The organism is Paracoccus haeundaensis (genome assembly GCF_006239215.1).
Classification (GTDB): domain Bacteria; phylum Pseudomonadota; class Alphaproteobacteria; order Rhodobacterales; family Rhodobacteraceae; genus Paracoccus; species Paracoccus marcusii.
The window spans coordinates 19,265-45,894 of record NZ_VDDC01000028.1 but is presented as its reverse complement, the minus strand read 5'-3'; the positions used below and the strand labels follow the sequence as shown (position 1 = coordinate 45,894).

The following is a 26,630-nucleotide window of genomic DNA, read 5'->3' as shown; positions in this document are numbered from 1 at the left end:
GCTCAGACGCCCTTGTCGATGTAATAGCCGATGCCCCGCGCGGTGCGCAGCTGCACCCCGTGGGGCGCCAGCCTGCGGCGCAGGCGGCTGGCATATTGCTCGATCGCGTTGTCCGACAGGGTATCCTCCAGCGAGGTCATGGATTGCATGATCGTCTCCTTGGGGACGACCTTGCCTGCGCGCATGAACAGCAGTTCCAGCAGCGCATGTTCGCGGGCGGGCAGGTCCATCGGCTGCCCCTCGGCCAGGAAACGGCGCGCGGTCAGGTCCAGCATGACGCCGCCGATCGTGACCTCGGCCGCGCGCAGGCCCGCCTGGCGGCGCAGCAGCGACCGGACGCGGGCCTCGAACTCGGTGATCTCGAAGGGTTTGACCATGTAGTCGTCGGCGCCAAGGTCCAGGCCGCGGACGCGTTCCTCGGGCGTGCCGCGGGCGGTCAGGATCATCACCGCGGCCGGGTCGCGCCGGGTGCGCATGCGGCGCAGCACCTCCAGCCCGTCCATCTGCGGCAGGTTCAGGTCCAGGATCACCAGGTCGAACCGTTCCGCCGCGATCAGCGCCTCGGCCGAGGCGCCGTCATCGACATGATCCACGGCATGCCCCGCACCGGCCAGAAGCTGCACCAGCCCGTCGGCCAGCGCCGCGTTGTCCTCGACCAGCAGAATGCGCATCGACCGTCCCCCCGGCGGCGATCTTAGGGCCGCGCGGGCCGGGCAGGCAAGGGCGCGCGGCCCGCTTGTCCGGCGGGGCGGCGGGTGCCACGATGCGCCATGCTGGTGCGCATGATTCCCCGCCTGTCCTGCGTTGCGCTGATCCTGTCCGTCATCGCCGGGGCGGCGGCGGCCGACACGCTACGGTTTCCCGCGCCCTCGGGCGCGCAGGACCGGCCGCTGCGCCTCTACATGTCGCTGGACGAGGATCTGGCCCGCCCGCTGATCCAGGGGTTCCAGGCGCTGAACCCCGACATCGCCGTCGAATACCAGGACCTGCTGACCGGCCAGATCTTTGCGCGCATCACCGAGGAGACTGATGCCGGCGGCACCACCGCGGATCTGGCGTTCTCCTCGGCCATGGACCTGCAGATCAAGCTGGCCAATGACGGCTATGCCCAGGCGGTGGCCACGCCGTCCTCGGCAGACTGGCCGCGCTGGGCGAACTGGCGCGACACGGCCTATGCGATCACATTCGAACCCGCCGTCCTGGTCTATCATAAGCCCAGCTTCCGCGACCGCCAGCCCCCCGCGACCCGGTTCGAGCTGCTGGACTGGCTGGATCATGGCGGGGCGACGGTGCAGGGGCGCATCGGCACCTATGACATCGCGCTGTCGGGGGTGGGATACCTGTTCCTGGCCCGCGACCAGGAGCATTTCTTTGACATCTGGAACCTGGGCCAGGCGATGGGACGCGCGGGCGTCCAGCAGTTCGCGACCTCGCGCGAGATCCTGGAACGCGTAGCCGACGGGCGGCTGGCGGTCGGATACAACATCCTGGGGTCCTATGCCGCGGACTGGGCGCGGCAGGAGCCGGACGTGGGCCTGCTGTTGCCGCGCGACTTCACTGTGGTCGTGTCGCGGGTGGCGCTGGTGCCGCGTGCGGCGGCGCGGCCCGACCTGGGCGCGGCCTTCCTGGCCTTCCTGATGTCGCGCGAGGGCCAGACCATCCTGGCCGAGGAGCTGCGCCTGCCCGCCGTCAGCTTGGAGGTGTCGTCGGGCGCGGACGGTATGCCCCCGGCGCTGGGCGCGCAGCTGCGCCCCGTGGCGATCAGCCCCGGCCTGCTGGCCTATCTGGACCAGTCGCGCCGCGCCCGGCTGATCGCGCGATGGCAGCAGGCATTGTCCCCGCCGGAGCCGGAGCCGGGCCCGGAATAATCGCGCCGATGTCAGCTTTGCGTCAGGTTGGCGTGTCAGGATGCCCGTTGCCGGGTGGAGGCCCGGCCAATGGGGAGGACTATCTTGAAACACGCGATTCTTGCGGGCCTGTTCACCGCGGCCCTGGCCGTTCCGGCGCTGGCCACCGACTATACCATCCTGGCGCCTGCCGCACCGGGCGGCGGCTGGGACCAGACCGCCCGCACCATGCAGGAGGTCCTGCAGGCCGAGGGCATCTCTGATTCCGTGCAGGTCCAGAACGTTCCGGGTGCCGGCGGCACCGTGGGTCTGGCGCAGTTCGCGTCCTCGGCCACCGGAAAGGCCGACCAGCTGATCGTGGGCGGCTATGTGATGGTCGGGGCGATCCTGACCAACGCCTCGCCCGTGTCGCTGGCCGACGTGACGCCCATCGCCCGCCTGACCGGCGAGTACGAGGCGATCGTGGTGCCCACCGCATCCGAGATCCAGGACATCAACCAGCTGGTCGAGATGCTGAAGGCCGATCCCGGCTCCGTCAGCTGGGCCGGCGGTTCGGCGGGCGGCGCCGACCACATCGCGGTGGGCCTTCTGGCCAATGCCGCCGATGTCGACCCGACCGCGATTAACTACATCGCCTATTCCGGTGGCGGCGAGGCACTGGCCGCGATCCTGGGCAACCAGGTGACGGCGGGCATCTCCAGCCTTGGCGAGTTCAAGCCGCAGGCCGATGCCGGGACGCTGCGCATCCTGGCCGTCACCTCCGAGGAGCGGATCGAGGGCGTCGACGCCCCCACCCTGACCGAGGTCGGCCTGGACGTCGTGCTGCAGAACTGGCGCATGGTCGCCGCCCCCGCAGGACTGTCCCCCGAGGACGAGGCCGCCATCGCCGCCGACATCGAGACGATGGCCAAATCGACCGCATGGCAGGAGGCGCTGGTGACCAAGGGCTGGGCCGACACCTATCTGGCGGGCGACGCGTTCCGCGCCCAGCTGGAGGAGGAGACCGCCACGACGGCCGCGGTCCTCAAGGACATCGGGCTGGTCGAATGACGACTGCCCCGGACACGAGACGCCGCCCCGACGGGGCGGCGCTGACCGTGGCGGCCGTGCTGGCGCTGATCGCGGTCATCATTTTCCGCGACGTGGCCACGCTGCCGCAGAACCGGGGCTATTCCGGCGTCGGCCCGGCCGACGTCCCGCGCTGGATCGCCTGGGCGCTGCTGGCGCTGTCGGCCTGGACCGTCGTCGCGGCATTCCGCGACGCGCCGGCCGAACGCCCGGCCCAGGATCCCGCGCCCATCGCCTGGATCATCGGCGGCCTGGCCGCGCAGCTGGCGCTGCTGAACACGGCGGGCTTCGTCATTGCGACCGCGCTGCTGTTCGCGGCCACCGCCCGGGCCTTCGGCAAGCGCAACCTGGCACTGACCCTGCCCATCGGGCTGATCTTCACCGGGACGATCTATCTGGTCTTCTCCCAGCTTCTGAACCTCAGCCTTCCGGCGGGTCCGCTGGAACGCCTGATCACGGGGGGCTAGGGGCATGGACACGTTCGGATACCTGTTCCAGGGCCTGATGGTCGCGACCGACCCGATGATCCTGCTCTACGCGCTGATCGGCGTGACCGTGGGCACCGCCGTGGGCGTGCTGCCCGGCATCGGGCCTGCGCTGACCGTGGCGCTGCTTCTGCCGGTGACCTACGGGCTGGACCCGGCCGGGTCGCTGGTCATGTTCGCGGGCATCTATTACGGCGGCATGTATGGCGGATCGACCACGTCGATCCTGCTGAACACGCCGGGCGAAAGCGCCTCCATCGTGACCGCGCTGGAGGGCAACAAGATGGCCCGCGCCGGACGGGGCGGACCGGCGCTGGCCACCGCCGCCATCGGGTCCTTCGTCGCGGGGCTGGTCGCGACGCTGCTTCTGGCCTTCGTCGCGCCGACGGTGGTCAAGCTGGCCCTGACCTTCGGCCCGCGCGAGTATTTCGCGCTGATGGTGCTGGCCTTCGTCACCGTGTCGTCTGCCTTTGGCGACAGCGCGCGCAAGGGGCTGATATCGCTGTTCATCGGCCTGGCGCTGGCCCTGGTCGGCATCGACCAGCTGACCGGTCAGGCGCGGCTGGACTTCGGCGTCCCGCAGCTGCTGGACGGGATCGAGGTCACGACCCTGGCCGTGGCGCTGTTCGCCGTGGGCGAGGCGATGATCGTCGCCGCCAACCGTCATGGCGTCGAGGACAAGGTGACGGCGGTCAAGGGATCGGTCTGGATGACGCGCGAGGACTGGAAGCGGTCCTGGAAGCCCTGGCTGCGCGGCACCTTCATCGGCTTTCCCATCGGCGCCATGCCCGCGGGCGGTGCCGACATCGCCACCTTCCTGTCCTATGCCGCCGAGAAACGCGCCGCCAAGCGCCCCGAGGAGTTCGGCCACGGCGCCATCGAGGGCGTCGCCGGGCCCGAGGCCGCGAACAATGCCAGCGCCGCGGGCACGCTGGTCCCGCTGCTGACGCTGGGCCTGCCGACCACCGCCACCGCGGCCATCATGCTGGCCGGGTTCCAGCAGTTCGGCCTGCAGCCCGGACCGCTGCTGTTCGCGACCAACCCGGATCTGGTCTGGGGGCTGATCGCGTCGCTGCTGATCGCGAACGTGATGCTGGTGGTGCTGAACCTGCCGCTGATCGGACTGTGGGTGCGCCTGCTGACCATCCCGCGGCCGTGGCTTTACGCGGGCATCTTGTGCTTTGCCACGTTGGGGACGATCGGCGCCAACCCGTCCCCGATCGAGCTGTCGATGCTGCTGATCTTCGGCGTCATGGGCTACCTGATGCGCCTCTACGGCTATCCCATCGCGCCGGTGGTCGTGGGGCTGATCCTGGGCCCGATGGCCGAACAGCAGCTGCGCCGCGCGCTGTCGATCAGCCAGGGCGACGTGATGACGCTGGTCTCGACCCCGGTGTCCGCGGGGCTGATCGCGGTCGCGGCCTTGGCGCTGATCGTGCCGATGATCATGCGGGCCCGCGGCAAGGGTCAGGTCCTCAGCCAGATGGCATCGGACGAGGATTGACGCGAAACCCCGGCCCGGTGACGGGCCGGGGTCATGCACCCGGCGCAAGGCTGGGTTGACCGGATGCTGCGTTGCAGAAACGGGGGTCGGACCCGATATCTCTGCTGTCACCTGATGACGGAAAGAGAGATCGAAATGACCACCCTGCGCAATGCCTGGAACCGCCTTCTGTCCGCGATGGACACTCTGGGTGCCAGCCTCGAGGCGGCCCGCGCCGTCCGCGCCCATCGCCGTCCCGCCGATGCCAGCCTGAAGCAGCTGGGCATCCGCCGCGACAGCTTTCCGACCCATATCTGATCGCGGCCCCGGCCCGATCCGCCACCCGGCGCGCCGCCCCCCGCGGCGCGTCTTCGTGTTTCCGCGCCACGCTGGCGGAAAACCGACGATTGCGTGAACGGACGCGGAAAGGTGCTGGTCCGATGGGGGGCCGTCGCCTATCGTGGCGGTCCAGGACGGCCGTGACGCCGCCTTTCATCACCTGACGAAAGTCCCATGCTCCTCGAAATCGCCATTGTCCTGCTGTTGACCCTGTTCAACGGCGTTCTTGCCATGTCCGAACTTGCCATCGTCTCTGCCCGGCCCGCCCGGCTCAAGACCATGGCCCAGCAGGGCAGCCGGGGGGCCGCGACCGCGCTGGACCTGGCCGCCGATCCGGGCCGGTTCCTGTCCAGCGTCCAGATCGGCATCACGCTGGTGGGCGTGCTGTCGGGCGCCTTCTCGGGCGCGACACTGGGCACGCGCCTGGCCACCGCCCTGGTCGCGGGGGGCATGCAGCCCGCGCTGGCCCATACGCTGGCCGTGGGCGGCGTGGTCGTCGCCATCACCTATCTGTCGCTGATCGTCGGGGAACTGGTCCCCAAGCAGATCGCACTGCGCGCCCCCGAGGCCGTGGCCGCGCGCATCGCGCCGCTGATCCGGATGATCTCGCGCATCGCGGCGCCGGTGGTCTGGGTGCTGGACCGGTCGGGGCGGGTGCTGCTGGCCCTGCTGGGCCAATCGGGCAAGGCCGAGAGCAGCATGTCCGACGAGGAGATCAAGGTCATGCTGGCCGAGGCGCACAACGCCGGCGTCATCGCCCCGGCCGAGAACGAGATGATCGCTGGCGTCATGCGGATCGCCGACCGCACCGCGCGCGGCCTGATGACCCCGCGCCACGAGGTGCTGATCGCCGACGCGAACGCCACCCCCGACGATTTGGCGCAGGTCTTCCGCACCGGCCATCGCTCTCGCATCCTGCTGCGGGACGGGGCCGATGACGACATCGTCGGCGTCATCCATGCCCGCGACCTGATCCGCCTGCAGGCCGATCCCGCCGCCGACCCGCGCGCGCTGATTCAGGCGGTGCCCGTCGTGCGCGACGGTCTGCCGGCGCTGAACGTGATCGAGCAGCTGAAATCCTCGCCCGCGCACATGCTGCTGGTCTTTGACGAATACGGGCATTTCGAGGGTGTGATCACCGCGATGGACGTGCTGGAAGCCATCGCCGGCGATTTCCCCGACCCCGGAGAGGACGAGCCCAAGGCCGTCCGGCGCGACGACGGCAGCTGGCTGATCGCGGGCTGGATGCCGGTGGACGAATTCTCCGACCTGCTCGGCGTCCCGCTTCCCGAGGATCGCGATTACGAATCCGTGGCCGGCCTGGTTCTTGACCTTGCGGGCGTCCTGCCCGAGGTGGGCGCCCACGTGACCCTGTCGCCCTGGCGGATCGAGGTGGTGGACCTGGACGGCCGCCGCATCGACAAGCTGCTGGTCGCCCGCATCGACTGAGGAACGCCAGAACCGATGTCCGCCCCGCCGAACGCCGCATCCCATAACAGCCTCAGGACCTTTGTTCTGAGGCTGTGGACCGTCCGCGCGGTCCTGCTGCTGGTCGCGGCGGTGGCGGTTTCCCATCCGGCCTGGCAACGGCAGGTGCCGCATCTGTCTGGCGACCGCCTGTCACAGCTCGGCTTGCCCGCGACCTTCGCGCTGGTCGACCGCCAGGGCGTGCCGGTGGTGCCGTCACCCGCCGCGGGGGCCGATCCGGAACCGTTTTCGCCGCCGCCCCCGCGCGCGCCCGTCAGGCTGGTCCTGCCACAGGCACGCCGCGCCCCACCCCCGCGGCCTGTCCGGCGGACGCGCAGGCCCCGCGCGCCGCCACGCCCCTGAAGCGATGACGATCTGAACGGACACCGCCCCGGCGGGCGGTTCGTCACGACCTCATTCTTTCAGGACATCCAGATGACAGAGATGAACCAAGACCGGGCGGCCACGCCCCCGGCACCGACCGACATGGACGCGCAACCCGACCCGGTCGAGGACTGGCGCCTGGTGCAACCCCCGACCACGCCGCACAGCGTCCTGCTGCACTGGGCGATCTTCGCGCTGGTGTTCGGCGGGGTGATCGGTGCCCTCGTGCTGATCTACTGACCGGCGTGGCATGGTGCGGCGGGGCCGTGCCATGCCCGTGGCCTGTAGAAAAGGACAACTCTCAATTGGGCAGCGTTTTGGACTAAACCGACATAAGTCAGCGGGTGCGAATCGCCGGGCAGAAGCCCTCAGCGACCCGCGGCATGTGATGTAACCAGCGACATTGTGAGGACTATCCATGGCCGCAGATCTTCCCGGAACCACGGGTGACGACACGATCGTGGGCACCGCCGAGGGCGACACGATCAACGGCGGCCCCGGCAATGACACCATCGACGGCGGTCCCGGAAATGACACCGTCAACGGTGGCGAGGGCGCCGACCATCTGACTTGGAACGGGTCGGCCGAGGGTGGCGAGCACGACACGTATATCGGTGGCGACGGGCATGTGCCGGTCTTCGACGGTTCCTATGTCATCGGCATGACGGGGTCCGAGAATTACACCTTCGATCCCTACAACCACAACGGCGGCGACACGCTGAGCCTGAACCCGGACAGCGACGCCGACATGACGGTCACCTATTCCTCGACCGAGGCAGGGACCGCGACCGATTCCAACGGCAACACCATCGAATTCCAGGGAATCGAGCGGGTGTACCTGGGCGACGGCAACCACAATGTCGACGCCTCGAATGCCGACATCCTGTATGTCGACGGCCCGACGCACACGGTCGGCATGCGCCTTTATTCCGGCAACGGGGATGACACGATCCTCGGCAGCTCGGGCACGGACTACATCCAGAGCGGCGGCGGCAACGACATCGTCCATGGCGGCGACGGCAACGACGTGATCGAGACCGGCGGCGGCGACGACGTCGCCTATGGCGGGGACGGTGACGACGGCTATCGTTGGGGCAACGGCGGCAGCGACGCGCCGATCGGGAACGACCTGTACGACGGCGAAGGGGGGTACAACACCCTGAACGCCTGGCAGTCCGCCCCGTCGGAGCCCACCGAATCCGCGCCCGGCGTGCATGTCGTGCTGGACAGCTCCAGCTCGGGCGACATCGACGCCCTGGGCGGCGTGGACGGGCATCTGCGGTTCCTGAACATGCAGAACCTGCGGACCGGCGGCGGTCATGACGTGATCGACGGATCGGCGGCAGGCGTCGACGGATACCGCGTCTTTGCCGACGCGGGCAACGACATGATCATCGGCAGCGACGGCAACGACGTCCTGGAAGGCGGGTGGGGCGCCGATACTATCATCGGCGGCCTTGGCAACGACGAGATCTCGATGAACGGCGATCTGTTCGCCGCCGTCAGCCGTCCTGATGCCGAGGTCGACACGCTGGTCCTGACCGACGGCTTTGGCCATGACACGATCCGCGGGTTCGGGTTCGGGGACGAGCTGGACAGCGAGGGCAACCCCGCCGCCGCGGACGTGCTGGACCTCAGCGGCCTGCATGATGCCGATGGCAACCCGATCGACCTGTCAGACGTCAAGATCCGCGCCGATGTGGACGAGTGGGACAACAAGTACGCCGTCATCTCCTTCCCGAACGGGGAAGAGCTGTGGATGCGCGACGTCGATCCCGACAGCCTGACGCCGTCGCGCCTGAACGGGATGGGCATTCCCTGCTTCTGCGCGGGCACGATGATCCGCACCCCCGATGGCGACGTCGCGGTCGAGGACCTGCGCGTGGGCGACCTGGTCGAGACCCGCGACAACGGCGCCCGTCCGATCCGCTGGATCGGGGGGCGCGCGCTGGACCGCGTCGATCTGACCATGGTTCCCAAGCTGCGTCCGATCCGCATCCGCGCGGGCGCCCTGGGGCAGGCTCTGCCAAGCCGCGACCTGATGGTGTCGCCGCAGCATCGCGTGCTTGTCCGGTCGGCCATCGCGCAGCGCATGTTCGGCACGACCGAGGTTCTGGTCGCCGCACGTCAGCTGACCGCGTTGGACGGCGTCGATGAGGTCGCGGTGGACTCGGTCCAGTACTATCACATCCTGTTCGCCCGCCACGAGATCGTCTTCTCGAACGACGCGCAGACCGAGTCGCTGTATACCGGGCCGCAGGCGATGAAGTCCCTCGGCCAGGCCGCGCAGGACGAGATCTTCACGCTGTTCCCCGAACTGCGTGCCGGCCCGTCGGAACCCGCACGGCCCTTCGTGCCCGGCGGCAAGGCCCAGAAGATGGTTCAGCGCCACCGCCGCAACGGCAAGACGCTGGTCTGCTGACCGGGGCCACGCCTTCACGGACACCGCAACCGAAGGCACGCCGCCTTCGGTTGCGGTGTCCGTTCATTTAGGCGTCGGCCATCACATTTCAGCATCCGAAGATGCGGTCACGTCGCGGGCGGGACAGCGCGCAATGCGCCGATGTCGCCGGCGGCCACCGCTACGGTCTTCAGGATCGCGTGGCAGGGTTGCCCCGGCGCAAGACCCATCCCGGCGACGGAGCGGCGCGTCAGGCGGGCCGTCAGCGTGTCGGGCCCGACGGTCAGGACGACCTGCGCGTTCGGTCCTTCCTCGGCCGTGATCGCGGCGATGCGGCCCGCCAGGATGTTCAGCGCCGACAGGCCCTGCGGCCGATCCCGTGACAGGATGACGTCGCGCGCCCCCACCCGCAGGCGCACATGCGTGCCGGGCGGGGCATCCAGGCGGGCGACGAAGACCGGACCCGCCCCCGTCTGCAGACGTGTCAGCCCGTCCGCATCATGGCCGGCGACCTGCGCGGTCAGGACCGATGCCGTGTCCGCACCGACCGCGCCCGCATCGCCCAAGACCTGCGCCGGCGGCCCGATGGCCGCGACCCGCCCGGCCCGCAGCGCCACGACGGTGGTGGCCAGCCGCGCGACCTCGGCGCTGGAATGGCTGACATAGAGGATCGGCACGCCGGCCTCGTCGCGCAGGCGTTCGAAATAGGGCAGGATCTCGGCCTTGCGGGCCTCGTCCAGGGCGGCCAGCGGCTCGTCCGCCAGGATCAGGCGCGGGGCGGCCAGCAGGGCGCGCCCGATGGCCACGCGGCTGCGCTCTCCGCCGGACAGGGTTCCGGGGCGGCGGGCCAACAAAGGGCCGATGCCCAGCATCTGCACCACGCGATCCAGATCGGGCGCGGTGGCGTCGCGCGGCGCGAACCACCGGCCATAGAGCAGGTTCTGGCGGACCGACAGATGCGGGAACAACCGCCCCTCCTGGAAGACATAGCCAAGGCGGCGGCGGTGGGGGGGCAGGTGGCGCCGAAGGGCGCTGTCGGTCAGGACCCAGTCATCGACCGCGATCCGCCCTGCATCCGGTCGCAGCAGGCCCGCGACCGCGTTCACGATCGTGGTCTTGCCCGAACCGGATGGCCCGAAAAGCACCGTCAGCCCCGGGGGCGCGTCGAACGCCACGTCCAGGTCGAACCCGGCAAACCGGTGGGTCAGGCGGACCTGCAGCGTCATGCGCCCGCCACCCGCCGCGCGACGCGGCGCGCCAGAACCTCTGACAGCAGCAGCGCGGTCATGGCGATGGTGATCGACACCAAAACCAAGCGCCCCGCTGCCGCCTCTCCACCCGGCGCCTGCAGCAGGGCATAGATCGCCGAGGGGACGGTCTGGGTCTGGCCGGGGATGTTCGACACGAAGGTGATGGTCGCCCCGAATTCACCGATCGCCTTGGCAAAGGCCAGGATCGATCCGGCCAGCACGCCGGGCAGGATCAGGGGCAGGGTCACCGTGGCGAACACCCAGGAAGGGCTGGCGCCAAGCGTGCCCGCCGCCGCCTCCAGCCGGGGATCGACGGCCTCGATCGCCAGGCGGATGGCACGCACCATCAGCGGAAAGGCCATGATCGCGGCCGCCAGCGCCGCCCCGGTCCAGCGGAACGAGAAGATGATGGCCACCGTCTCCAGCCACTGCCCGACGCTGCCCCGCCGCCCGAAGGTGACCAGCAGCAGATAGCCCGTGACCACCGGCGGCAGGATCAGCGGCAGGTGGACGATGCCGTTCAGGATCTGCTTGCCGGGAAAGGACCAGCGCGCCAGCGCATAGGCGGTCAGGATGCCCAATGGCAGGCTGACCAGCGTGGCTACCAGCCCGACCCACAGCGACAGGCGCACCGCCTGCCATTCGGTCGGCCCCAGCCAGGATGTGACGGCGTCGATCATTGTACGGTCGTGAAGCCGAACTCTGCCCAGACCGCCCGTGCCGCGTCCGACGACAGATAGTCCAGAAAGGCCTGCGCCTGATCATTGTCCGACTGCGCGGTGACGGCGGCGGGATAGACGATAGGGTCGTGGCTGTCGGCAGGGAAGGTGCCCAGGATGGTCACGTCGTCCTGCGCGGCGGCGTCGGTGGCATAGGTGATGCCCAGGGGCGCCTCTCCGCGCGCGACGAAGGTCAGGGCGCTGCGCACGTTGTCCGATTGCGCGACCATGGGCGCCACCGCGTCCCACAACCCCAGATGGGTCAGCGCGGCCTTGCCATAGATGCCCGCCGGGACGCTGTCGACCATCGCCATGGACAGCCGCCCCCCGTCCAGCATCGCCGTCAGGTCCAGGGTCTTGTCGATGGTCACCGGGGCCGCGTCGCCATGCGCGATCAGCACCAGGCTGTTGCCCAGCAGGTCGCGGCGCGTATCGGGACGGATGTCCCCCGAGGCCTGCACCGCGTCCATCCACTCCTCGCTGGCCGAGACGAAGATGTCCGCGGGCGCGCCCTGCTGGATCTGGCGGGCCAGGGCGGACGAGCCAGCGTAGGACATCACGGCCATCTGACCGGTCTCTTCGCTCCACTGGGCAGCAATGCGGTCCAGCGCGTCGGTCAGGCTGGCGGCGGCAAAGACGGTCACATCATCGGCCAGCGCGGGAGACGCGATCAGCGCCACGCAGGCGGCAAGGGCAAGGCAATCCGGGCCGGGCATGGTGATCTCCGTCGGTGATATGGCCGGGTGGATATAACGCAACGAAGGGCCGACTTGGCAAGCGCTATTTTCCGGCGGACATATCGACGCACAGGGCGGGTCAGGGTGCGGACGAAAAGATCAGATGAGTTGGGGATGGCGGAGGCGGTGGGATTCGAACCCACGGTGGACTTTCACCCACGTCGGTTTTCAAGACCGGTGCATTTAACCACTCTGCCACGCCTCCGACCGCTGCGGACTAGCGCGGCGCGGGCGTTTGCGCAAGCCTTCAGCGGGTCAGGGTGATCACGCGGTCGCCGCCCTCGACCTGGATCGCGGAAAGGCGCGACAGGCGCAGGAAGCTGATCGGCAGCGCCACCGTGATCGTGTCCGTGACGGGATTTGCGGGCAGGGCCGCCGCGGGATTGTCCGCGACCGGGGGCGAGGCCACGAAGCGCAGGCGCAGGACGCCGTCCGGGTCGGGCTGCAGCTGGTCGCCGGACCGCGGCACCGACCGGACCAGGGCGGCCGAGTGATAGCCCTTGACCGGGGCAAAGCCGCGCAGCACCAGCAGGCGGCCGTCGCTGAGCGGTTGCCATTCGGCACCCAGGATCTGCGGCACCGCGGGGCGGGCGTCCTGGGCCGTGGGATAGCCGCCTTCCGGGGCCAGGGTTTCGGGGGTCGACGCACCCGCGCCACGCCAGCCAAGCGGGTTCCAGCCGCTGTCACCGAACCGCCCGCAGCCGGACAGGATCAGGGCGCCGATCAGCAGCGGCAGGGTAAGTCTGGTCATGGCATGTCCCCTTGGCGGTCCTTGGCCCCGTGATAGGCGATCCGGGCCGCGCCGAAAAGCCTCTTTGACCTGACCGCCGCGGCGCGCTAGGCCATGACCCCTGATATCAGGAGAGACCCATGGCCACCCCCGCCTTCGAGGACATCGCCGAAACCTTCGACTTTCTGGACGATTGGGAAGACCGCTATCGCCACCTGATCGAGATGGGCAAGGCCCTGCCGCCCATGGACTCCGCGGTGCAGGTCCCGGCCACCAAGGTCGACGGCTGCGCCAGCCAGGTCTGGATCCTGCCGCGGATCGAGGGGCGCAGCTTTGATTTTCAGGGCGACAGCGATGCGCTGATCGTGCGCGGCCTGATCGCGGTGCTGCACGCGCTGTATGCCGGTCTGCCGGTGGACCAGGTCGAGGCGGTGGACGCTCAGGCTGCGCTGGCGCGCCTTGGGCTGGACGAACACCTGTCGGCGCAACGATCGAACGGCGTGCGCGCGATGATCGCCCGGATCAGGCAGCTGGCCGCCGACGCAGGCTGATCCAGCCGCCACCCAGGACGCGCGTGCCCTCGGCCTCGTAGAAAACGCAGGCCTGGCCGGGGCTGACGCCGTCCTCGGGATCCAGAAGTTCGACCTCGGCACGGCGGCCGGGCAGGGGGCGCAGGATCGCGGGCCGCGGCGGGCGGGTGGACCGGATGCGGACCAGGCAGGCGATCTCTCCCTCAAAGGGCTGATCGCCCAGCCAGTTCACCTCGGTCACGGCGACGGTGCGCGTCGACAGCGCCTCGCGCGGGCCGACGACGACGCGGCGCGTCTCCGGCTCCAGCCGCAGCACATAGAGCGGGCTGCCGCCGCCGATGCCCAACCCGCGCCGCTGTCCGATCGTATAATGGATCACCCCGCGATGGGTGCCCAAGACGGTGCCCTGCTGGTCGACGATCTCACCGGGATCTGCGGCACCGGGGCGCAGCTTCTCGATCACCGCGGCATAGTCGCCGTTGGGGACAAAGCAGATATCCTGGCTGTCGGGCTTGTCTGCGACGGACAGGCCGTAATCGGCGGCCAGGGCGCGCGTCTCGGCCTTGCTGACCAGATGGCCCAAGGGAAAGCGCAGGAAATTCACCTGTTCCTGGGTGGTCGAGAACAGGAAATAGCTCTGATCGCGGTTCGGGTCGGCCGCCATGTGCAATTCGGCGCGATGCGCGCCGTCCTTGCGCTGGATGTAATGGCCGGTCGCCATGCAGTCGGCATCCAGGTCGCGCGCGGTTTCCAGCAGGTCGCGGAACTTGACCCGCTCGTTGCAGCGGATGCAGGGAACGGGCGTCGCGCCGGCCAGATAGGCATCGGCGAATTCGTCGATGACCGATTCGCGGAACTTGTTCTCGTAATCCAGGACATAATGGGGAAAGCCCATGCGTTCGGCCACGCGACGGGCATCGTGGATGTCCTGGCCCGCGCAGCACGCGCCTTTCTTGGCCAGTGCAGCGCCGTGGTCATACAGCTGCAGCGTGACCCCGATGACGTCATAGCCTTCGGATTTCAGCTGCGCCGCAACGACGGAACTGTCCACGCCCCCCGACATCGCCACGACGACACGCGTCTGCGCAGGGGATTTTGCAAAACCAAGGCTGTTCAGTTCGGTCGCGGGCGCATCGGCACGCAGGGCAGCGGTCAGGGTCATGGATGATCTTTCGGCCCGCCAGGGGCGGTGCTGGTCGGGCGGCAAAGGGATTTGCGTCAAAATATAGGCAAATTGGTCGGATTCTCAACCCCGGCCGGGGTCGAAATCCCGATCAGGCTAACCGTGCCTTAAGTGCTTTCGACCAGAACTTGCAGAACGTGACGGAAGGACGCTGCAATGTTCGTGAAAAAGACCACAGGCCCGCGGATCGTGACACTGGCGGATGGGCGCATCCTCAGCGTGGCGGATCTGCCGATGGCCGACACCAGATGGGTCGCCAGCCGCAAGCAGACGGTCGTGCTGGCGGTGTCGCACGGGCTGATCAGCCGCGACGACGCGCTGCGCCGCTATGGCCTGTCGGAGGAGGAGTTCGACGGCTGGTGCACCGCGGTCGCGCGCCACGGAAAGGCGGCTTTGAAGGTGACGGCGCTTCAAAAGTATAGACAACCATAAGGTGCATGACGCAGAAGGAATGCAAGTGGTAACGACATATTAACCTGTTCGTCAGATTGTCGGGACATGACCTTCGGCGAATCGGGGAAAGACCAAGCCATGCGAATCCTTCTGGTAGAAGACGACCCAAGCACTGCACGGGCGATCGAACTGATGCTGACGGCGGCCAGCTACAACGTGTTCCTGACCGACATGGGCGAGGAGGGGATCGATCTGGCCAAGCTGTACGATTACGATCTGATCCTGCTGGATCTGGACCTGCCCGACATGCACGGGATGGAGGTCCTGCGCCATCTGCGCCTGGCCCGCATCGACACGCCGATCCTGATCCTGACCGGGTCCGACGACACGGAAAGCAAGTTGCGCGGCTTCGGCTTCGGCGCGGACGATTACATGACCAAGCCCTTCAACCGCGAAGAGCTGCAGGCTCGCATCCAGGCGATCATCCGCCGCTCCAAGGGGCACAGCCAGGCGCTGATCCGGACCGGAGAGATCACCGTCAACCTGGACGCCCGTTCGGTCGAGGTGAAGGGCAAGCCGGTGAACCTGACCGGCAAGGAATACCAGATCCTGGAACTGCTGAGCCTGCGCAAGGGCACGACCTTGACCAAGGAGATGTTTCTGAACCACCTGTACGGCGGCATGGACGAACCCGAACTGAAGATCATCGACGTGTTCATCTGCAAGCTGCGCAAGAAGCTGTCCGAGGCCTTGGGCGGCGAGAGCCACATCGAGACGGTCTGGGGCCGCGGCTATGTCCTGCGCGATCCGGGTCCGGGGCAGGCGGAACGTCTGGCGATCGGGGCCTGATACGGGGCTTCTGGACGATTGCCTGCCCTTGGGCGATACCCACATCTGAGACGGTCGCGTGTTTCGGCCGGATGCGGATGATGGGGGCGGCGATGGCGCAGGACAAGTCGGTGGGGCAACCGGACCGGAAGATGGATCGCGGTCAGGCCGCGGACCGCATTGCGGATCTGGCGGCGCGGGTCGCCGCCGCGAACCAGGCCTATCACGCCGAGGACGCACCGCAGATATCGGACGCTGAATACGACGCGCTCAAGGCGCAGCTGGCGGCGCTGGAGCGGGACTTTCCCGATCTGGCGCTGCCCGACAGCCCGACCGGCAAGGTCGGCGCCGCCCCGGCCGACGGCTTCGGCAAGATCGTCCACGCGCAACGCATGATGTCGTTGGGCAATGCCTTCACCGAGGGCGACGTCGCCGACTTCACCGCCCGCGTCCGCAGCTTTCTGGGCCTTGCCCCCGACATGCCCCTGGAGGTGACGGCCGAGCCGAAGATCGACGGCCTGTCCCTGTCGCTGCGCTACGAGGGCGGCGTGCTGGTCCATGCCGCGACCCGCGGCGATGGCGTGGTGGGAGAGAACGTGACCGCCAACGCCCGCACGATTTCCGACATCCCCCACCAACTGGAGGGTGACGTCCCCGCCATCCTTGAGGTGCGCGGCGAGGTCTACATGGGGCATGACGACTTTGCGGCACTGAACGATGCGGGGCGGGTCTTTGCCAATCCGCGCAACGCGGCTGCGGGATCGCTGCGCCAGATCGACCCGACGGTGACCGCGCGCCGGCCGCTGCGCTTCTTCGCCTATGGCTGGGGGCAGCTGTCCGAACCGCTGGCGCCGACGCAGATGGCCTCCGTGGAGCGGCTGGCCGCCTTGGGGTTCCAAACCAATCCGCTGACGCGCCTGTGCACCGACACCGCGCAGATGATTGCCACCTGGGCCGAGATCGAACAGCAGCGCGCCACCCTGGGCTATGACATCGACGGCGTGGTCTACAAGGTGAACGACCTTGCGTTCCAGGGGCGGCTTGGCTTTCGGTCCACCACGCCCCGATGGGCCTTGGCGCACAAGTTTCCGGCCGAGACCGCCTGGACCCGGCTGGAGCGGATCGAGATCCAGGTCGGTCGCACGGGCGCCCTGTCCCCCGTCGCGCGGCTGGAGCCCGTGACCGTGGGCGGCGTGGTCGTGTCAAACGCGACCCTGCACAACGAAGATTACATCGCCGGGCAGGACAGTTCTGGCGCGCCCATCCGTGACGGTCGCGACATCCGCGAGGGGGACTGGGTCAAGATCTATCGCGCCGGCGACGTGATCCCCAAGATCGCCGATGTCGACCTGTCGCGCAGGCCCGCGGACAGCGTGCCCTATGTCTTTCCGTCGCACTGCCCCGAATGTGGGTCCGAGGCGATCCGCGAGCCGGGCGACAGCGTGCGCCGCTGTACCGGCGGCCTGGTCTGCCCCGCGCAGGCCGTCGAGAAGCTGAAGCATTTCGTCAGCCGCGCGGCCTTCGACATCGATGGGCTGGGCGCCAAGCAGATCGAGATGTTCTTCGCAGACGACCAGCTGCCCATCCGCGAGCCCGCCGACATCTTCACCCTGGCCGATCGCGACGCCCGGAACTTCACCAAGCTGAAGAACCGCGAGGGGTTCGGCGAACGCTCGGCCGAAAAGCTGTTCGCCGCGATCGAGGATCGCCGTTCGATCCCCATGGCCCGGCTGATCTTTGCCCTGGGCATCCGCCATGTGGGCGAGGTCGCGGCCGCGACCCTGGCCCGCCATTTCCACGACTGGCCTGCCTTGATCGCCGCCATCGACGGGGCGGTACGGGAGCCCGCCTTTGCCGCCCCGGACGACAAGGCCCGTCGCGCGACGTTGGCCGACAGCCCGAACTGGGCCGAGCTGACCGGCATCGACGGCATCGGCGCGGTGCTGGTCGATTCGCTGGTGACGACGTTCGCGCAGCCGACAGAACGCGCCAGCATCGACCGGCTGGCGACCCTTCTGGACATCCGGCCGGTGGATACCGCTAACGCGGTGCAGACCGAGATTTCCGGCAAGACGCTGGTCTTCACCGGTACGCTGGAGCGGATGACCCGCGCCGAGGCCAAGGCGCGGGCCGAGGCGATGGGGGCCAAGGTCGCGGGGTCCGTCAGCGCCAAGACCGACCTGCTGATCGCGGGGCCCGGGGCGGGGTCCAAGGCCGCCAAGGCCGAGGCCCTGGGCGTCACCGTCATCGACGAGGACGAATGGCTGCGCATCGCGGGGGTCGGATGACCGCGCCCAAGGGCCGCCCGCCCGCGTTGTTCCCGCTGTTCGCGGCCATCGACACGCTGCCCGGCATCGGCCCCAAGGGCCGCGCCGCGCTGGAACAGATGGGCATCGACAAGCCGCGCGACCTGGTCCTGACGCTGCCGGTCAGCGGCATCACCCGCCGCCGCATCGCGCGCATCGCCGACGCCCGCGCGCCCGAGATCGTGACGATCACGGTGACCGTCACGCGCCACCACCCGCCCCAGGTCCGCGGCCGCCCGTTCCGGGTGCATTGCACCGACGGAGAGGGCGACCTGACGCTGGTGTTCTTCCGTCCGCGCGACAACTGGATCGAAAGCCAACTGCCCGTGGGCGCGCGCCGCATCCTCAGCGGCAAGCTGGAACTGTTCGACGGGCTGGCCCAGATGGTGCATCCCGACCACATCCTGGCGGATTGCGAGGCGCTGCCGCCCAGCTTCGAGCCCGTCTATCCCCTGTCGGCGGGGCTGACGCAGAAGGGCATGGCCAAGGCCGTCGATGCCGCGCTGTCCCGGCTGCCCGCGGTCGAGGAATGGATCGACCCGCAGCTGATCGCGCAGCGCGGCTGGCCTTCATTCGCCGAGGCGCTGCATCAGGCGCATGCGCCGCAATCGCCCGGCGCGCTGTCGCCCGACAGCCCGGCGCGGGCGCGGCTGGCCTATGACGAATTTCTGGCCCATCAGATGACCTTGGCACTGGTGCGGCGGGACAAGCGGCGGCTGAAGGGGCGGGCCAGTGCGGGTGACGGCGCCCTGCGCGCGCGGGTGCTGCAAAGCCTGCCCTGGCCGCCCACGGGCGCTCAGACCCGCGCGATCGCCGAGATCGCCGATGACATGGCCAGCGCGCGCCGCATGAACCGCCTGCTGCAGGGCGATGTCGGCGCGGGCAAGACGCTGGTCGCGCTGATGGCCGCCCTGGTCGCGGTCGAGGCCGGGGGCCAGGCCGTGCTGATGGCGCCCACCGAGATCCTGGCCCGCCAGCATGCCCGCGCGCTGGAACCGCTGGCGCGTGCGGCAGGGGTGCGGCTGGCCGCGCTGACCGGGCGTGACAAGCGCGACCTGCGCGGCCAGATCCTGACCGATCTGGCGGATGGAACCATCGACATCCTGGTCGGCACTCATGCGGTGTTCCAGAAGGACGTGACCTTCCACGACCTGCGCCTGGCCATCATTGACGAACAGCACCGCTTCGGTGTGGCCCAACGGCTGGAGCTGTCGGCCAAGGGCGACGTGCCGCCCGACATGCTGATCATGACCGCGACGCCCATCCCCCGCTCGCTGGCCCTGTCGCAATATGGCGATCTGGACGTGTCGGTGCTGGACGAAAAGCCGCCGGGGCGCCAGCCCATCACCACGGTGATGATCGCGGACACGCGGTTGGACCAGGTCACCGAACGCCTGCGCGCCGCGATGGCGCAGGGCGCGCGTGCCTATTGGGTCTGCCCCCTGGTCGAGGAGAGCGAGGTCACCGACCTGACCGCGGCAGAGGCGCGGTTCACCCATCTGCGGGCGATCTTCGGCGACAGGGTGCGGCTGATCCACGGCCAGATGCCCCCCGACCAACGCGACGCTGCGATGGCCGATTTCGCCGACGGCACGGCGCAGCTGCTGGTCGCCACCACCGTGATCGAGGTGGGCGTGGACGTGCCGCAGGCCACGATCATGGTGATCGAACGCGCCGAAAGCTTTGGCTTGGCGCAGCTGCACCAGCTGCGGGGTCGGGTCGGGCGCGGGGCAGGGGCCTCGACCTGTCTGCTGATGTATCATGGGCCCTTGAACGAGACCGGGGCTCGCCGCCTGACCACGCTGCGCGACACCGAGGACGGGTTCCGCATCGCGGAGGTCGACCTCGAGATGCGGGGCGCGGGCGATGTGATCGGCACCGCGCAATCGGGCCTGCCGCGGTTCCGCATCGCGGACCTAGAACACCAGGCCGGGCTGATGGCCGTGGCGCGCCAGGACGCACGGTCGCTGCTGGAACGCGACCCCACACTGGAGACCCCGCGGGGGCAGGCGCTGCGGCTGTTGATGTGGCTGATGCAGCAGGATCAGGCGATTCGACTGATCCAAGTCGGCTGACAAGGCGGAATGTTCTTAAAAAGTTCTTTACCGAATCGAGAGAACATGAGAACAAAGAGGCAACAGAGAGGAGTTGCCGTCATGACCAAAGACACCGCCATCGATCTGATCGGGGCCGCCGCGCTCAGCCTGACCACCATTGTCCTGCTGTGGCTGCCCGCCATGCTGCAGGTCTGACCGACTGCCCCGCGACGCAGGGATGGCGCCCCGCCTGTGCGCCATCCGTCCCCAAAGCTCGCGCACCTGGCCGGCCCCGCAGGGGGCCGGCCCTTTTCATACGGATGCCTTGTCCAGCGCCTCCAGCGTGGCGTCCCAGGCCAGCAGGATCGACGGATGGCGGTTGGGATAGGCGCGCGCGGGCGTCAGTGCCTCGAGGTCGGAAAAGGGCGCGTCGGGGGCGGGTGCATCCTGGGTCAGCATCGCGCGCAGCTGATCGCGCGCCTGCACGATGCCCGCCCGGTCCATGCCGATCACCGCCTGCCCCAGCACGGATGCCGAAGCCTGACCCAGGGCGCAGGCCCGCACCTCCTGCGCGAAATCGCTGATGCGGCCATCGGCCATCGACAGGTGCACTGTCACGGACGATCCGCATTGCGGCGACCGGCGCTGTACGCTGGCCTGCGCGTCGTCCAGCCGGCCCTGGTGGGGGATGGCGGTCGTCAGCGCGAGGATGCGTCGCGAGTAAAGCTGCATCAGATCGGTTTCGGCCATGCGTCATCCCTTGGGGTTTCATCAGCGCGGGTCGATGAGTAGATAGGGATGGCCATGCCGAAAGGAAACCCGATGTTCGACCCCCTCAGCCTGAAATATGACGCGGCCGGCCTGATCCCCGCCATCGCGCAGGACGCCGCCTCGGGCGAGGTGCTGATGATGGCCTGGATGAACGCCGACGCCGTGGCCCGGACGCTGGAGACGGGGCGTGTGACCTATTGGTCGCGGTCGCGGTCGTCGTTCTGGATCAAGGGCGAAAGCTCGGGCCACGTCCAGGCGCTGGTCGAGATGCGCGTCGATTGCGACCGCGACTGTCTGCTGGTGCTGGTCGATCAGACCGGGCCCGCCTGCCACACGAACCGGCGCAGCTGCTTTTACTCCGGCATCCGGGACGGGGCCGAGGTCGTGCTGACCGAACCGATGGTCTAAAGCCCGACCATGCGGCGGATGTCGTCGGGGGACGCGCCGTCCGCCCGGTACTGGCGGATCGCGCGGGCATCGTCGCGTTTCGCCAGCCGCCGCCCCGCCGTGTCACGGATCAGCCGGTGGTGCAGATAGGCCGGCGTCGGCAGGTCCAGCAGGTGCTGCAGCAGCACGTGGATATGAGTCGACGCGAACAGGTCCATCCCCCGTGTCACCAGCGTGATCCCCTGTGCGGCGTCGTCCACGACAACCGCCAGATGATAGGACGTGCCCATCCCCCGGCGCGACAGGACCACGTCGCCGATGCCCCCCAGGAACTGCTGACGGGTCAGGATGTGGCTTTGGCCTTGATCCGTGAACCCGATGCTGTCCAGCCCAAGCGCGTCGAAGGCGCGACCGGCGTCCAGCCGGATCACGTCGTCGGGGCCGGCATCGCGCAGGTCGCGGTGGCGGCAGGTGCCCGGATAGATCAGGCCATCCGGCCCGGCGGGCAGGGCGCCCTCCTGCGGGGCGGACAGCGCCGCGCGAATATCGCCCCGGCGGCAGCGGCAGGGATAGGTCAGCGGCACCAGCCGCGCCAGCGCGTCCTGATAGGCGGGCATGCGGTCGGACTGGCGCATGGGCCGCGGCCAGTCCAGGCCGAGCCAAGCCAGGTCCTCGAAGATCGCGGCCTCGTATTCCGGGCGACAGCGGTCGGGGTCGATATCCTCGATCCGCAGGTGGAAATCCCCCTGCGCCGCCGCGGTCAGGGCGGAAAACGCATGGCCCAGGTGCAGCAGCCCCGTGGGCGACGGCGCGAACCGTGTTACTGGGCGGCCAGCCATGCGTTGAAATCGTCCTTGGCGCGCTGCGTGTAGGCGGGATAGCGGTCCTTGCGGCCGCGGCGACCCGACCGGCTGTCGGGCAGGGGCGGGAACAGGCCAAAGTTCACGTTCATCGGCTGGAAGGTCTTGGCCTCGGCCCCGCCGGTGATGTGGTTGACCAGCGCGCCCATCGCGGTGGTGAAAGGCGGCGGCGCCAGATCGCGCCCCAGGGCCTGGGCCGCGGCCATCCTGCCTGCCAGCAGCCCCATCGCGGCGCTTTCGACGTATCCCTCGACCCCGGTGATCTGCCCGGCAAAGCGCAGGTTCGGCGCCAGGCGCAGGCGCATGCGGTCGTCCAGCAGCGTCGGGGAGTTCAGGAAGCTGTTGCGGTGGATGCCGCCAAGCCGGGCAAAGCCGGCATTCTGCAGGCCAGGGATCATCCGGAACACCTGGGTCTGCGCGCCGTATTTCATCTTGGTCTGAAAGCCCACGATATTGTACAGCGTACCCAGCGCGTTGTCGCGGCGCAGCTGGACCACGGCATAGGCCTTTTCCTGAGGCTTGTGGGCATTGGTCAGGCCCACGGGCTTCATCGGACCGTGGCGCAGGGTCTCGCGGCCGCGTTCGGCCATGACCTCGATGGGCAGGCAGCCATCGAAATAGCCCGCGGTCTCGCCCTCGTGGAACTCGGTCTTGTCGGCGGCCAGAAGCGCGTCGATGAAGGCCTCGTATTCGTCGCGGTTCATCGGGCAGTTGATATAGGCCTTCTGCTCGGCCTCCGTCTCGCCCTTGTCATAGCGCGACTGCTCCCAGGCGATCGACATGTCGATCGTGTCGGCATGCACGATGGGCGCAATGGCGTCGAAGAAGGCCAGCGCGTCCGTCCCTGTCACGCCGCGGATCGCCCCGGCCAGCGCGTCCGAGGTCAGCGGCCCCGTCGCCACGATCCAGTTGCCGGTGCCGGGCAGTTCGGTGATCTCTCCGGGAACGATGGTGATCAGCGGCTCCGCCTTCAACGCGGCGGTGACGGCGGCCGAAAAGGCCTCGCGGTCCACGGCCAGCGCGCCGCCCGCGGGCAGGCGGTGGCGGCCCGCCATCTCCATGATCAGACCGCCGGCGGCCCGCATCTCCCAGTGCAGCTGGCCGACGGCGTTCATCACGTCGTCATCGGACCGGAAGCTGTTCGAACAGACCATCTCTGCGCAGTCGCCGGTCTTGTGGGCAAAGGTTTCGACCTGCGGGCGCATCTCGTGCAGCACGACGGGCACGCCCATCCGGGTGATCTGCCAGGCGGCTTCCGATCCGGCAAGGCCGGCACCGATGATGTGGACGGGTTCCATGCGTGTCTCCTTGACGGGTGGGCTAGCAAGGCCTTGGCGGAATGGAAAGGGGCGGCGCCGTCGGCACCGCCCCCAGGGTCATGCGACCGATCCGCGCGGGATCAGGCCTCGGCGGCTGCCTCGGCGGCGTCGCCGTCCTCTGCATCATCCTCGGCGCGCAGGGCCGACGGTGCGGCCAGGTTCGCGATGACGAAGTCGCGGTCGATCGTCGCCTTGGCGCCGTTCGGCAGCGTGACGTCGCTGATGTGGATGGTGTCGCCGATCTGGCGGCCTTCCAGGTCCACGGTCAGGTGATCGGGGATGTCACCCGCGGTCACGACCAGCTCGACCTCGGGACGCACGGTGACGAGGGTGCCGCCGCGCTTGAGGCCGGGGCACTTGTCCTCGTTGATGAATTCGACCGGGATGAACAGGTTCACCTTGGACGTGCGGCGCAGGCGCATGAAGTCGATGTGGATCGGCAGATCCTTGACGACGTCGCGCTGGACGCCGCGGCAGATGACGCGGACATCGTCCTGGCCCTCGACCTGCAGGTTCCACAGCGTGGACATGAAGCGGCCGGCGCGCAGCGTGGTCAGCAGCTTGTTGAAGTCGAACGCGATCGAGACGGGCTCTTTGCCGTCGCCATACACGATACCGGGCACCTTGCCTTCGCGGCGGGTCTGGCGGGCGGCCCCCTTGCCTGACCCCGCGCGTGCCTCGGCCACCAGATTCGGAATCTCTTTGGCCATTTTCTTAATCCTTAACCATGATTGAAGACGCCACCCTCCAAGGGTGCGTGGCGCCAAGCGGTGCCCTTAGCGCAGACCGGCCCGGATGTGAAGTCAGAAATGCCACGCCGCGCGACGCATGCGCGCAGGTGAATTGACTTGCCGGTCCCCCCGGCCCTATGGGCCGACAGGGCCTGCGCGCAAGGCGTGGGCGGGGCTTGGGGGCAGCGGTGGACAAGACGCAGGCGCGGCTGATGTCGGTGGACTATCTGCGGGTGGTGCTGGCCGCCTTCGTGGTCGTCGCGCATTCGGGCCTGGCCCGAGAGACGTTCCGGAGCTGGGGCGATGCGGGCCTGGTCGCGCTGGCCACGGGCAACAGCGTGCTGCGCGTCGCGGTGCCGGTCTTCACGCTGATCGCGGGGTATTTCCTGGCATCGGTGCTGCGGCGGGCGCGGCTGTCGGATTGGGTGGGGCATCTGCTGGTGCTCTATGCCGTCTGGTCCGTGGTCTATCTGCTGTTCCTGTCGCCCTATTACACGAACCGGCCCCTTGGGCTGACCGCGACCGAACTGACGCTCGGCTTCATGCACCTGTGGTTTCTGGAGGGGCTGGCGATCTCCGGCGTGATCCTGGGCGCGGTGCGGCTGCTGGGATCGGGGGCCGTCGTCGCGTCGGCGATCGTGCTGGGGCTGGTGGGGGTCGCGCTGCAATACGCGCGTATGACCGGCCTGTCCGAGATGCCCGTCGAACATTATCGCAACGGCCCCTTCTACCTCTATCCCTATCTGGTGATGGGCTGGTTGATGGCCGTGCATCCGCCGCGCCTGTCGACGGCCCTTCTGTGGGCGATGGTCGCGGGGGGGCTGGCCCTGACCATCGGCGAAAGCCTGTACTGGCTGCGCCGCATCGGAGAGGAGCCGCTGCTGGAGATCCCGGTCGGCCACCTGATCCTGTGTCCGGCGCTGCTGCTGCTGGTCATGCGGCTGCGGGTGCCCGACACGGCGCTGCCCTTGGGGCGGGCGGCGGCGGGGATCTATGTGCTGCACGTGATCGTGCTGCAGGGGCTGCCGAAATTGGGGGTGGACCACCCCGGCGTCACGGCGGTCCTGGGGATCGCCCTGCCGTTCCTGCTGGTCTGGGGCGTCAGCCTCGCGGGCCGACGCCACCGCTGGTTGTCGCGCCTGTTCTAGGCCGGCTGGCCGATCTGGTATTCGTCCAGGAAGTCGCGCGGGATCAGCAGATGCTTGGGCCCGATATTGTCCAGGTCGCGTTCGCCGCACAGCGCCATGCTGATGTCCAGCTCCTTGCGGATGATCTCCAGCGCGCGGGTCACGCCGGCCTCTCCCATCGCGCCCAGCCCGTGCAGCCAGGCCCGTCCGATCCAGGTGCCGTGCGCGCCAAGCGCCAGCGCCTTGAGCACGTCCTGACCCGACCGGATGCCGCTGTCCATGTGGACCTCGACCCGGTCGCCCACCGCCTTGACGATATGGGGCAGCATCCGGATCGACGACAGGGCACCGTCCAGCTGTCGCCCGCCATGGTTGCTGACGATGATCGCATCGGCGCCGAAATCGGCGGCCATGCGGGCGTCTTCGGGGTCCAAGATGCCCTTCAGGATCAGCTTGCCACCCCACATGTCGCGGATCCTGGCGATCTTGTCCCAGTCCAGGCGCTCGTCGAACTGCTCGGCCGTCCAGCTCATCAGGCTGGAGGTGTCGCCCACGCCCTTGGCATGACCCACGATGTTGCCGAAGAAGCGGCGCTTGGTCTTCAGCATGCCCATGCCCCACCGCCAGCGGGTGGACAGGTCCAGCATCGTGGGCAGGGTCATCTTGGGTGGCGCGGACAGGCCGTTCTTCAAGTCCTTGTGCCGTTGGCCAAGGATCTGCAGGTCCAGCGTCAGGACCAGCGCGCTGCAGTTGGCGGCCTTGGCGCGTTCGATGATGGCGGCAACGAAATCCTGGTCCTTCATCACGTACAACTGGAACATGAAGGGCGCCGTCGTGTGCGCGGCCACGTCCTCGATCGAACAGATCGACATGGTGGACAGACAGAACGGCACGCCGAACTTCTCGGCCGCGCGGGCGGCGTGGATCTCTCCGTCGGCATGCTGCATGCCTGTCATGCCGACCGGAGCCAGCGCCACCGGCATGGTCACTGCCTGACCCGCCATCTGCCGCGACAGACGGCGGTCGGACATGTCCACGGCGACCTTCTGGCGCAGCTTCAGCCGCGCGAAATCGGTCGTGTTGTCGCGAAAGGTCTGTTCGGTATAGCTGCCCGATTCCGCATAATCGTAGAACATCTTGGGCGTGCGGGCGCGGTGCATCCGCTTGAGATCGTCGATGCAGGTGATGACGGGCATGGCATGGCCTTTCGCGAACTGGTCAAAACTTATTACCAGTTGCGCGGACCTCT

Annotated in this window: 27 protein-coding genes and 1 tRNA gene; 16 read left to right on the top strand and 12 right to left on the bottom strand. The window is 68.6% G+C overall.

The features are described from left to right. Nucleotides 1-2: 2 nt before the first annotated feature. Complete coding sequence (locus FHD67_RS14875; RefSeq protein ID WP_046000203.1) at nt 3-671, bottom strand: response regulator; 669 nt, start codon at nt 669-671, stop codon at nt 3-5. A gap of 99 nt (nt 672-770) precedes the next feature. Here FHD67_RS14875 and FHD67_RS14870 point away from each other — a divergent pair, with 99 nt between their 5' ends. The 9 genes from FHD67_RS14870 to FHD67_RS14835 all read left to right on the top strand — a co-directional run bounded on the left by FHD67_RS14870 (nt 771) and on the right by FHD67_RS14835 (nt 9,495). After that, the gene (locus FHD67_RS14870; RefSeq protein ID WP_218062321.1) at nt 771-1,868 is read left to right on the top strand and encodes an ABC transporter substrate-binding protein; all 1,098 of its coding nucleotides are present in this window, start codon (nt 771-773) and stop codon (nt 1,866-1,868) included. Nucleotides 1,869-1,952: 84 nt separating this feature from the next. After that, nucleotides 1,953-2,897: a Bug family tripartite tricarboxylate transporter substrate binding protein gene (locus tag FHD67_RS14865; protein ID WP_046000204.1), complete on the top strand. Its 945-nt coding sequence runs from the start codon at nt 1,953-1,955 to the stop codon at nt 2,895-2,897. Next, nucleotides 2,894-3,382 (top strand): tripartite tricarboxylate transporter TctB family protein, encoded by a 489-nt coding sequence (locus FHD67_RS14860; protein WP_045982028.1) that lies wholly within the window; start codon nt 2,894-2,896, stop codon nt 3,380-3,382. Before FHD67_RS14865 ends, FHD67_RS14860 begins: the two co-directional genes overlap by 4 nt. Nucleotides 3,383-3,386: 4 nt before the next feature. Further along, nucleotides 3,387-4,904 carry a tripartite tricarboxylate transporter permease gene (locus tag FHD67_RS14855; protein ID WP_139599151.1) on the top strand — a complete coding sequence of 506 codons (1,518 nt, stop codon included), beginning with the start codon at nt 3,387-3,389 and terminating at the stop codon, nt 4,902-4,904. Nucleotides 4,905-5,039: 135 nt separating this feature from the next. Beyond that, complete coding sequence (locus FHD67_RS20505; RefSeq protein ID WP_157020456.1) at nt 5,040-5,201, top strand: hypothetical protein; 162 nt, start codon at nt 5,040-5,042, stop codon at nt 5,199-5,201. A gap of 195 nt (nt 5,202-5,396) precedes the next feature. Further along, nucleotides 5,397-6,671, top strand: a complete 1,275-nt coding sequence (locus FHD67_RS14850; protein WP_046000206.1) for a hemolysin family protein — start codon at nt 5,397-5,399, stop codon at nt 6,669-6,671. Between the two features lie 15 nt (nt 6,672-6,686). Continuing rightward, nucleotides 6,687-7,052, top strand: coding sequence for a hypothetical protein (locus FHD67_RS14845; RefSeq protein WP_139599150.1), 366 nt, complete (start codon nt 6,687-6,689; stop codon nt 7,050-7,052). A 72-nt stretch (nt 7,053-7,124) separates the two neighbouring features. Continuing rightward, nucleotides 7,125-7,313 carry a hypothetical protein gene (locus FHD67_RS14840; protein WP_139599149.1) on the top strand — a complete coding sequence of 63 codons (189 nt, stop codon included), beginning with the start codon at nt 7,125-7,127 and terminating at the stop codon, nt 7,311-7,313. Between the two features lie 178 nt (nt 7,314-7,491). Further along, nucleotides 7,492-9,495: a Hint domain-containing protein gene (locus tag FHD67_RS14835; RefSeq protein ID WP_139599148.1), complete on the top strand. Its 2,004-nt coding sequence runs from the start codon at nt 7,492-7,494 to the stop codon at nt 9,493-9,495. Nucleotides 9,496-9,602: 107 nt separating this feature from the next. On the opposite strand, the gene modC is transcribed toward FHD67_RS14835, so the two are convergent. The 5 genes from modC to FHD67_RS14810 all read right to left on the bottom strand — a co-directional run bounded on the left by modC (nt 9,603) and on the right by FHD67_RS14810 (nt 12,931). Then, nucleotides 9,603-10,700: a molybdenum ABC transporter ATP-binding protein gene (gene modC, locus FHD67_RS14830; RefSeq protein ID WP_139599147.1), complete on the bottom strand. Its 1,098-nt coding sequence runs from the start codon at nt 10,698-10,700 to the stop codon at nt 9,603-9,605. Beyond that, complete coding sequence (gene modB / locus FHD67_RS14825) at nt 10,697-11,404, bottom strand: molybdate ABC transporter permease subunit (RefSeq protein ID WP_139599146.1); 708 nt, start codon at nt 11,402-11,404, stop codon at nt 10,697-10,699. The genes modC and modB overlap by 4 nt, the downstream gene beginning before the upstream one ends. Further along, a complete protein-coding gene (gene modA, locus FHD67_RS14820; RefSeq protein ID WP_139599145.1) occupies nt 11,401-12,159 on the bottom strand; it encodes a molybdate ABC transporter substrate-binding protein in 759 nt (252 codons plus the stop codon). The genes modB and modA overlap by 4 nt, the downstream gene beginning before the upstream one ends. 136 nt (nt 12,160-12,295) lie before the next feature. Continuing rightward, nucleotides 12,296-12,385: transfer RNA gene (locus FHD67_RS14815), tRNA-Ser, on the bottom strand. A 42-nt stretch (nt 12,386-12,427) separates the two neighbouring features. Then, on the bottom strand, nt 12,428-12,931 hold the full coding sequence (locus FHD67_RS14810; protein ID WP_139599144.1) for a hypothetical protein: 504 nt from the start codon (nt 12,929-12,931) through the stop codon (nt 12,428-12,430). Nucleotides 12,932-13,050: 119 nt separating this feature from the next. Between FHD67_RS14810 and FHD67_RS14805 the strand changes: the two genes are divergently transcribed. Then, nucleotides 13,051-13,461: a SufE family protein gene (locus FHD67_RS14805; RefSeq protein WP_045982037.1), complete on the top strand. Its 411-nt coding sequence runs from the start codon at nt 13,051-13,053 to the stop codon at nt 13,459-13,461. On the opposite strand, the gene mnmA is transcribed toward FHD67_RS14805, so the two are convergent. Beyond that, the gene (gene mnmA, locus FHD67_RS14800) at nt 13,433-14,602 is read right to left on the bottom strand and encodes a tRNA 2-thiouridine(34) synthase MnmA (RefSeq protein WP_139599143.1); all 1,170 of its coding nucleotides are present in this window, start codon (nt 14,600-14,602) and stop codon (nt 13,433-13,435) included. The genes FHD67_RS14805 and mnmA overlap by 29 nt on opposite strands. 177 nt (nt 14,603-14,779) lie before the next feature. Here mnmA and sciP point away from each other — a divergent pair, with 177 nt between their 5' ends. From sciP to recG, 4 genes are all read left to right on the top strand, one after another. Beyond that, complete coding sequence (sciP, locus tag FHD67_RS14795) at nt 14,780-15,055, top strand: CtrA inhibitor SciP (protein WP_042249233.1); 276 nt, start codon at nt 14,780-14,782, stop codon at nt 15,053-15,055. 99 nt (nt 15,056-15,154) lie between these two features. Further along, nucleotides 15,155-15,865: a response regulator transcription factor CtrA gene (gene ctrA, locus FHD67_RS14790; RefSeq protein ID WP_042249236.1), complete on the top strand. Its 711-nt coding sequence runs from the start codon at nt 15,155-15,157 to the stop codon at nt 15,863-15,865. Nucleotides 15,866-15,942: 77 nt separating this feature from the next. Further along, a complete protein-coding gene (gene ligA / locus FHD67_RS14785; protein ID WP_425467275.1) occupies nt 15,943-18,132 on the top strand; it encodes an NAD-dependent DNA ligase LigA in 2,190 nt (729 codons plus the stop codon). Then, nucleotides 18,105-20,225, top strand: coding sequence for an ATP-dependent DNA helicase RecG (gene recG, locus FHD67_RS14780; protein ID WP_232303302.1), 2,121 nt, complete (start codon nt 18,105-18,107; stop codon nt 20,223-20,225). Before ligA ends, recG begins: the two co-directional genes overlap by 28 nt. A 273-nt stretch (nt 20,226-20,498) precedes the next feature. Here recG and FHD67_RS14775 read toward each other — a convergent pair whose 3' ends face one another. After that, nucleotides 20,499-20,936, bottom strand: a complete 438-nt coding sequence (locus FHD67_RS14775) for an iron-sulfur cluster assembly scaffold protein (RefSeq protein WP_046000235.1) — start codon at nt 20,934-20,936, stop codon at nt 20,499-20,501. 72 nt (nt 20,937-21,008) lie between these two features. Here FHD67_RS14775 and hisI point away from each other — a divergent pair, with 72 nt between their 5' ends. Then, nucleotides 21,009-21,365, top strand: a complete 357-nt coding sequence (hisI, locus tag FHD67_RS14770) for a phosphoribosyl-AMP cyclohydrolase (protein WP_139599142.1) — start codon at nt 21,009-21,011, stop codon at nt 21,363-21,365. Here hisI and gluQRS read toward each other — a convergent pair. The 3 genes from gluQRS to FHD67_RS14755 all read right to left on the bottom strand — a co-directional run bounded on the left by gluQRS (nt 21,362) and on the right by FHD67_RS14755 (nt 24,233). Further along, a complete protein-coding gene (gene gluQRS, locus FHD67_RS14765) occupies nt 21,362-22,183 on the bottom strand; it encodes a tRNA glutamyl-Q(34) synthetase GluQRS (RefSeq protein WP_139599141.1) in 822 nt (273 codons plus the stop codon). The two genes, hisI and gluQRS, sit on opposite strands and share 4 nt — an antisense overlap. After that, nucleotides 22,165-23,502: a methylenetetrahydrofolate--tRNA-(uracil(54)-C(5))-methyltransferase (FADH(2)-oxidizing) TrmFO gene (gene trmFO / locus FHD67_RS14760; protein WP_139599140.1), complete on the bottom strand. Its 1,338-nt coding sequence runs from the start codon at nt 23,500-23,502 to the stop codon at nt 22,165-22,167. Before trmFO ends, gluQRS begins: the two co-directional genes overlap by 19 nt. Before the next feature lie 101 nt (nt 23,503-23,603). After that, nucleotides 23,604-24,233 carry a 50S ribosomal protein L25/general stress protein Ctc gene (locus FHD67_RS14755; RefSeq protein WP_045982043.1) on the bottom strand — a complete coding sequence of 210 codons (630 nt, stop codon included), beginning with the start codon at nt 24,231-24,233 and terminating at the stop codon, nt 23,604-23,606. A 209-nt stretch (nt 24,234-24,442) separates the two neighbouring features. On the opposite strand from FHD67_RS14755, the gene FHD67_RS14750 reads away from it, so the two are divergent. Next, entirely contained in the window at nt 24,443-25,402 is a 960-nt protein-coding gene (locus FHD67_RS14750; protein WP_139599139.1) for an acyltransferase family protein, read from the top strand. Here FHD67_RS14750 and FHD67_RS14745 read toward each other — a convergent pair. Further along, nucleotides 25,399-26,577, bottom strand: a complete 1,179-nt coding sequence (locus tag FHD67_RS14745) for an alpha-hydroxy acid oxidase (protein WP_139599138.1) — start codon at nt 26,575-26,577, stop codon at nt 25,399-25,401. The two genes, FHD67_RS14750 and FHD67_RS14745, sit on opposite strands and share 4 nt — an antisense overlap. Between the last annotated feature and the right edge of the window lie 53 nt (nt 26,578-26,630).

Coding starts and splice junctions, on each gene's coding strand:
- FHD67_RS14860 (WP_045982028.1), top strand. CDS start 2,894: ATGACGACTGCCCCGGACACGAGACGCCGCCCCGACGGGGCGGCGCTG.
- FHD67_RS14835 (WP_139599148.1), top strand. CDS start 7,492: ATGGCCGCAGATCTTCCCGGAACCACGGGTGACGACACGATCGTGGGC.
- FHD67_RS14850 (WP_046000206.1), top strand. CDS start 5,397: ATGCTCCTCGAAATCGCCATTGTCCTGCTGTTGACCCTGTTCAACGGC.
- FHD67_RS20505 (WP_157020456.1), top strand. CDS start 5,040: ATGACCACCCTGCGCAATGCCTGGAACCGCCTTCTGTCCGCGATGGAC.
- FHD67_RS14875 (WP_046000203.1), bottom strand. CDS start 671: ATGCGCATTCTGCTGGTCGAGGACAACGCGGCGCTGGCCGACGGGCTG.
- hisI (WP_139599142.1), top strand. CDS start 21,009: ATGTTCGACCCCCTCAGCCTGAAATATGACGCGGCCGGCCTGATCCCC.
- FHD67_RS14810 (WP_139599144.1), bottom strand. CDS start 12,931: ATGACCAGACTTACCCTGCCGCTGCTGATCGGCGCCCTGATCCTGTCC.
- FHD67_RS14755 (WP_045982043.1), bottom strand. CDS start 24,233: ATGGCCAAAGAGATTCCGAATCTGGTGGCCGAGGCACGCGCGGGGTCA.
- ligA (WP_425467275.1), top strand. CDS start 15,943: ATGATGGGGGCGGCGATGGCGCAGGACAAGTCGGTGGGGCAACCGGAC.
- recG (WP_232303302.1), top strand. CDS start 18,105: ATGGCTGCGCATCGCGGGGGTCGGATGACCGCGCCCAAGGGCCGCCCG.
- modB (WP_139599146.1), bottom strand. CDS start 11,404: ATGATCGACGCCGTCACATCCTGGCTGGGGCCGACCGAATGGCAGGCG.
- FHD67_RS14870 (WP_218062321.1), top strand. CDS start 771: ATGCTGGTGCGCATGATTCCCCGCCTGTCCTGCGTTGCGCTGATCCTG.
- FHD67_RS14745 (WP_139599138.1), bottom strand. CDS start 26,577: ATGCCCGTCATCACCTGCATCGACGATCTCAAGCGGATGCACCGCGCC.
- FHD67_RS14845 (WP_139599150.1), top strand. CDS start 6,687: ATGTCCGCCCCGCCGAACGCCGCATCCCATAACAGCCTCAGGACCTTT.
- modA (WP_139599145.1), bottom strand. CDS start 12,159: ATGCCCGGCCCGGATTGCCTTGCCCTTGCCGCCTGCGTGGCGCTGATC.
- FHD67_RS14775 (WP_046000235.1), bottom strand. CDS start 20,936: ATGGCCGAAACCGATCTGATGCAGCTTTACTCGCGACGCATCCTCGCG.
- FHD67_RS14805 (WP_045982037.1), top strand. CDS start 13,051: ATGGCCACCCCCGCCTTCGAGGACATCGCCGAAACCTTCGACTTTCTG.
- mnmA (WP_139599143.1), bottom strand. CDS start 14,602: ATGACCCTGACCGCTGCCCTGCGTGCCGATGCGCCCGCGACCGAACTG.
- trmFO (WP_139599140.1), bottom strand. CDS start 23,502: ATGGAACCCGTCCACATCATCGGTGCCGGCCTTGCCGGATCGGAAGCC.
- FHD67_RS14840 (WP_139599149.1), top strand. CDS start 7,125: ATGACAGAGATGAACCAAGACCGGGCGGCCACGCCCCCGGCACCGACC.
- ctrA (WP_042249236.1), top strand. CDS start 15,155: ATGCGAATCCTTCTGGTAGAAGACGACCCAAGCACTGCACGGGCGATC.
- sciP (WP_042249233.1), top strand. CDS start 14,780: ATGTTCGTGAAAAAGACCACAGGCCCGCGGATCGTGACACTGGCGGAT.
- modC (WP_139599147.1), bottom strand. CDS start 10,700: ATGACGCTGCAGGTCCGCCTGACCCACCGGTTTGCCGGGTTCGACCTG.
- gluQRS (WP_139599141.1), bottom strand. CDS start 22,183: ATGGCTGGCCGCCCAGTAACACGGTTCGCGCCGTCGCCCACGGGGCTG.
- FHD67_RS14855 (WP_139599151.1), top strand. CDS start 3,387: ATGGACACGTTCGGATACCTGTTCCAGGGCCTGATGGTCGCGACCGAC.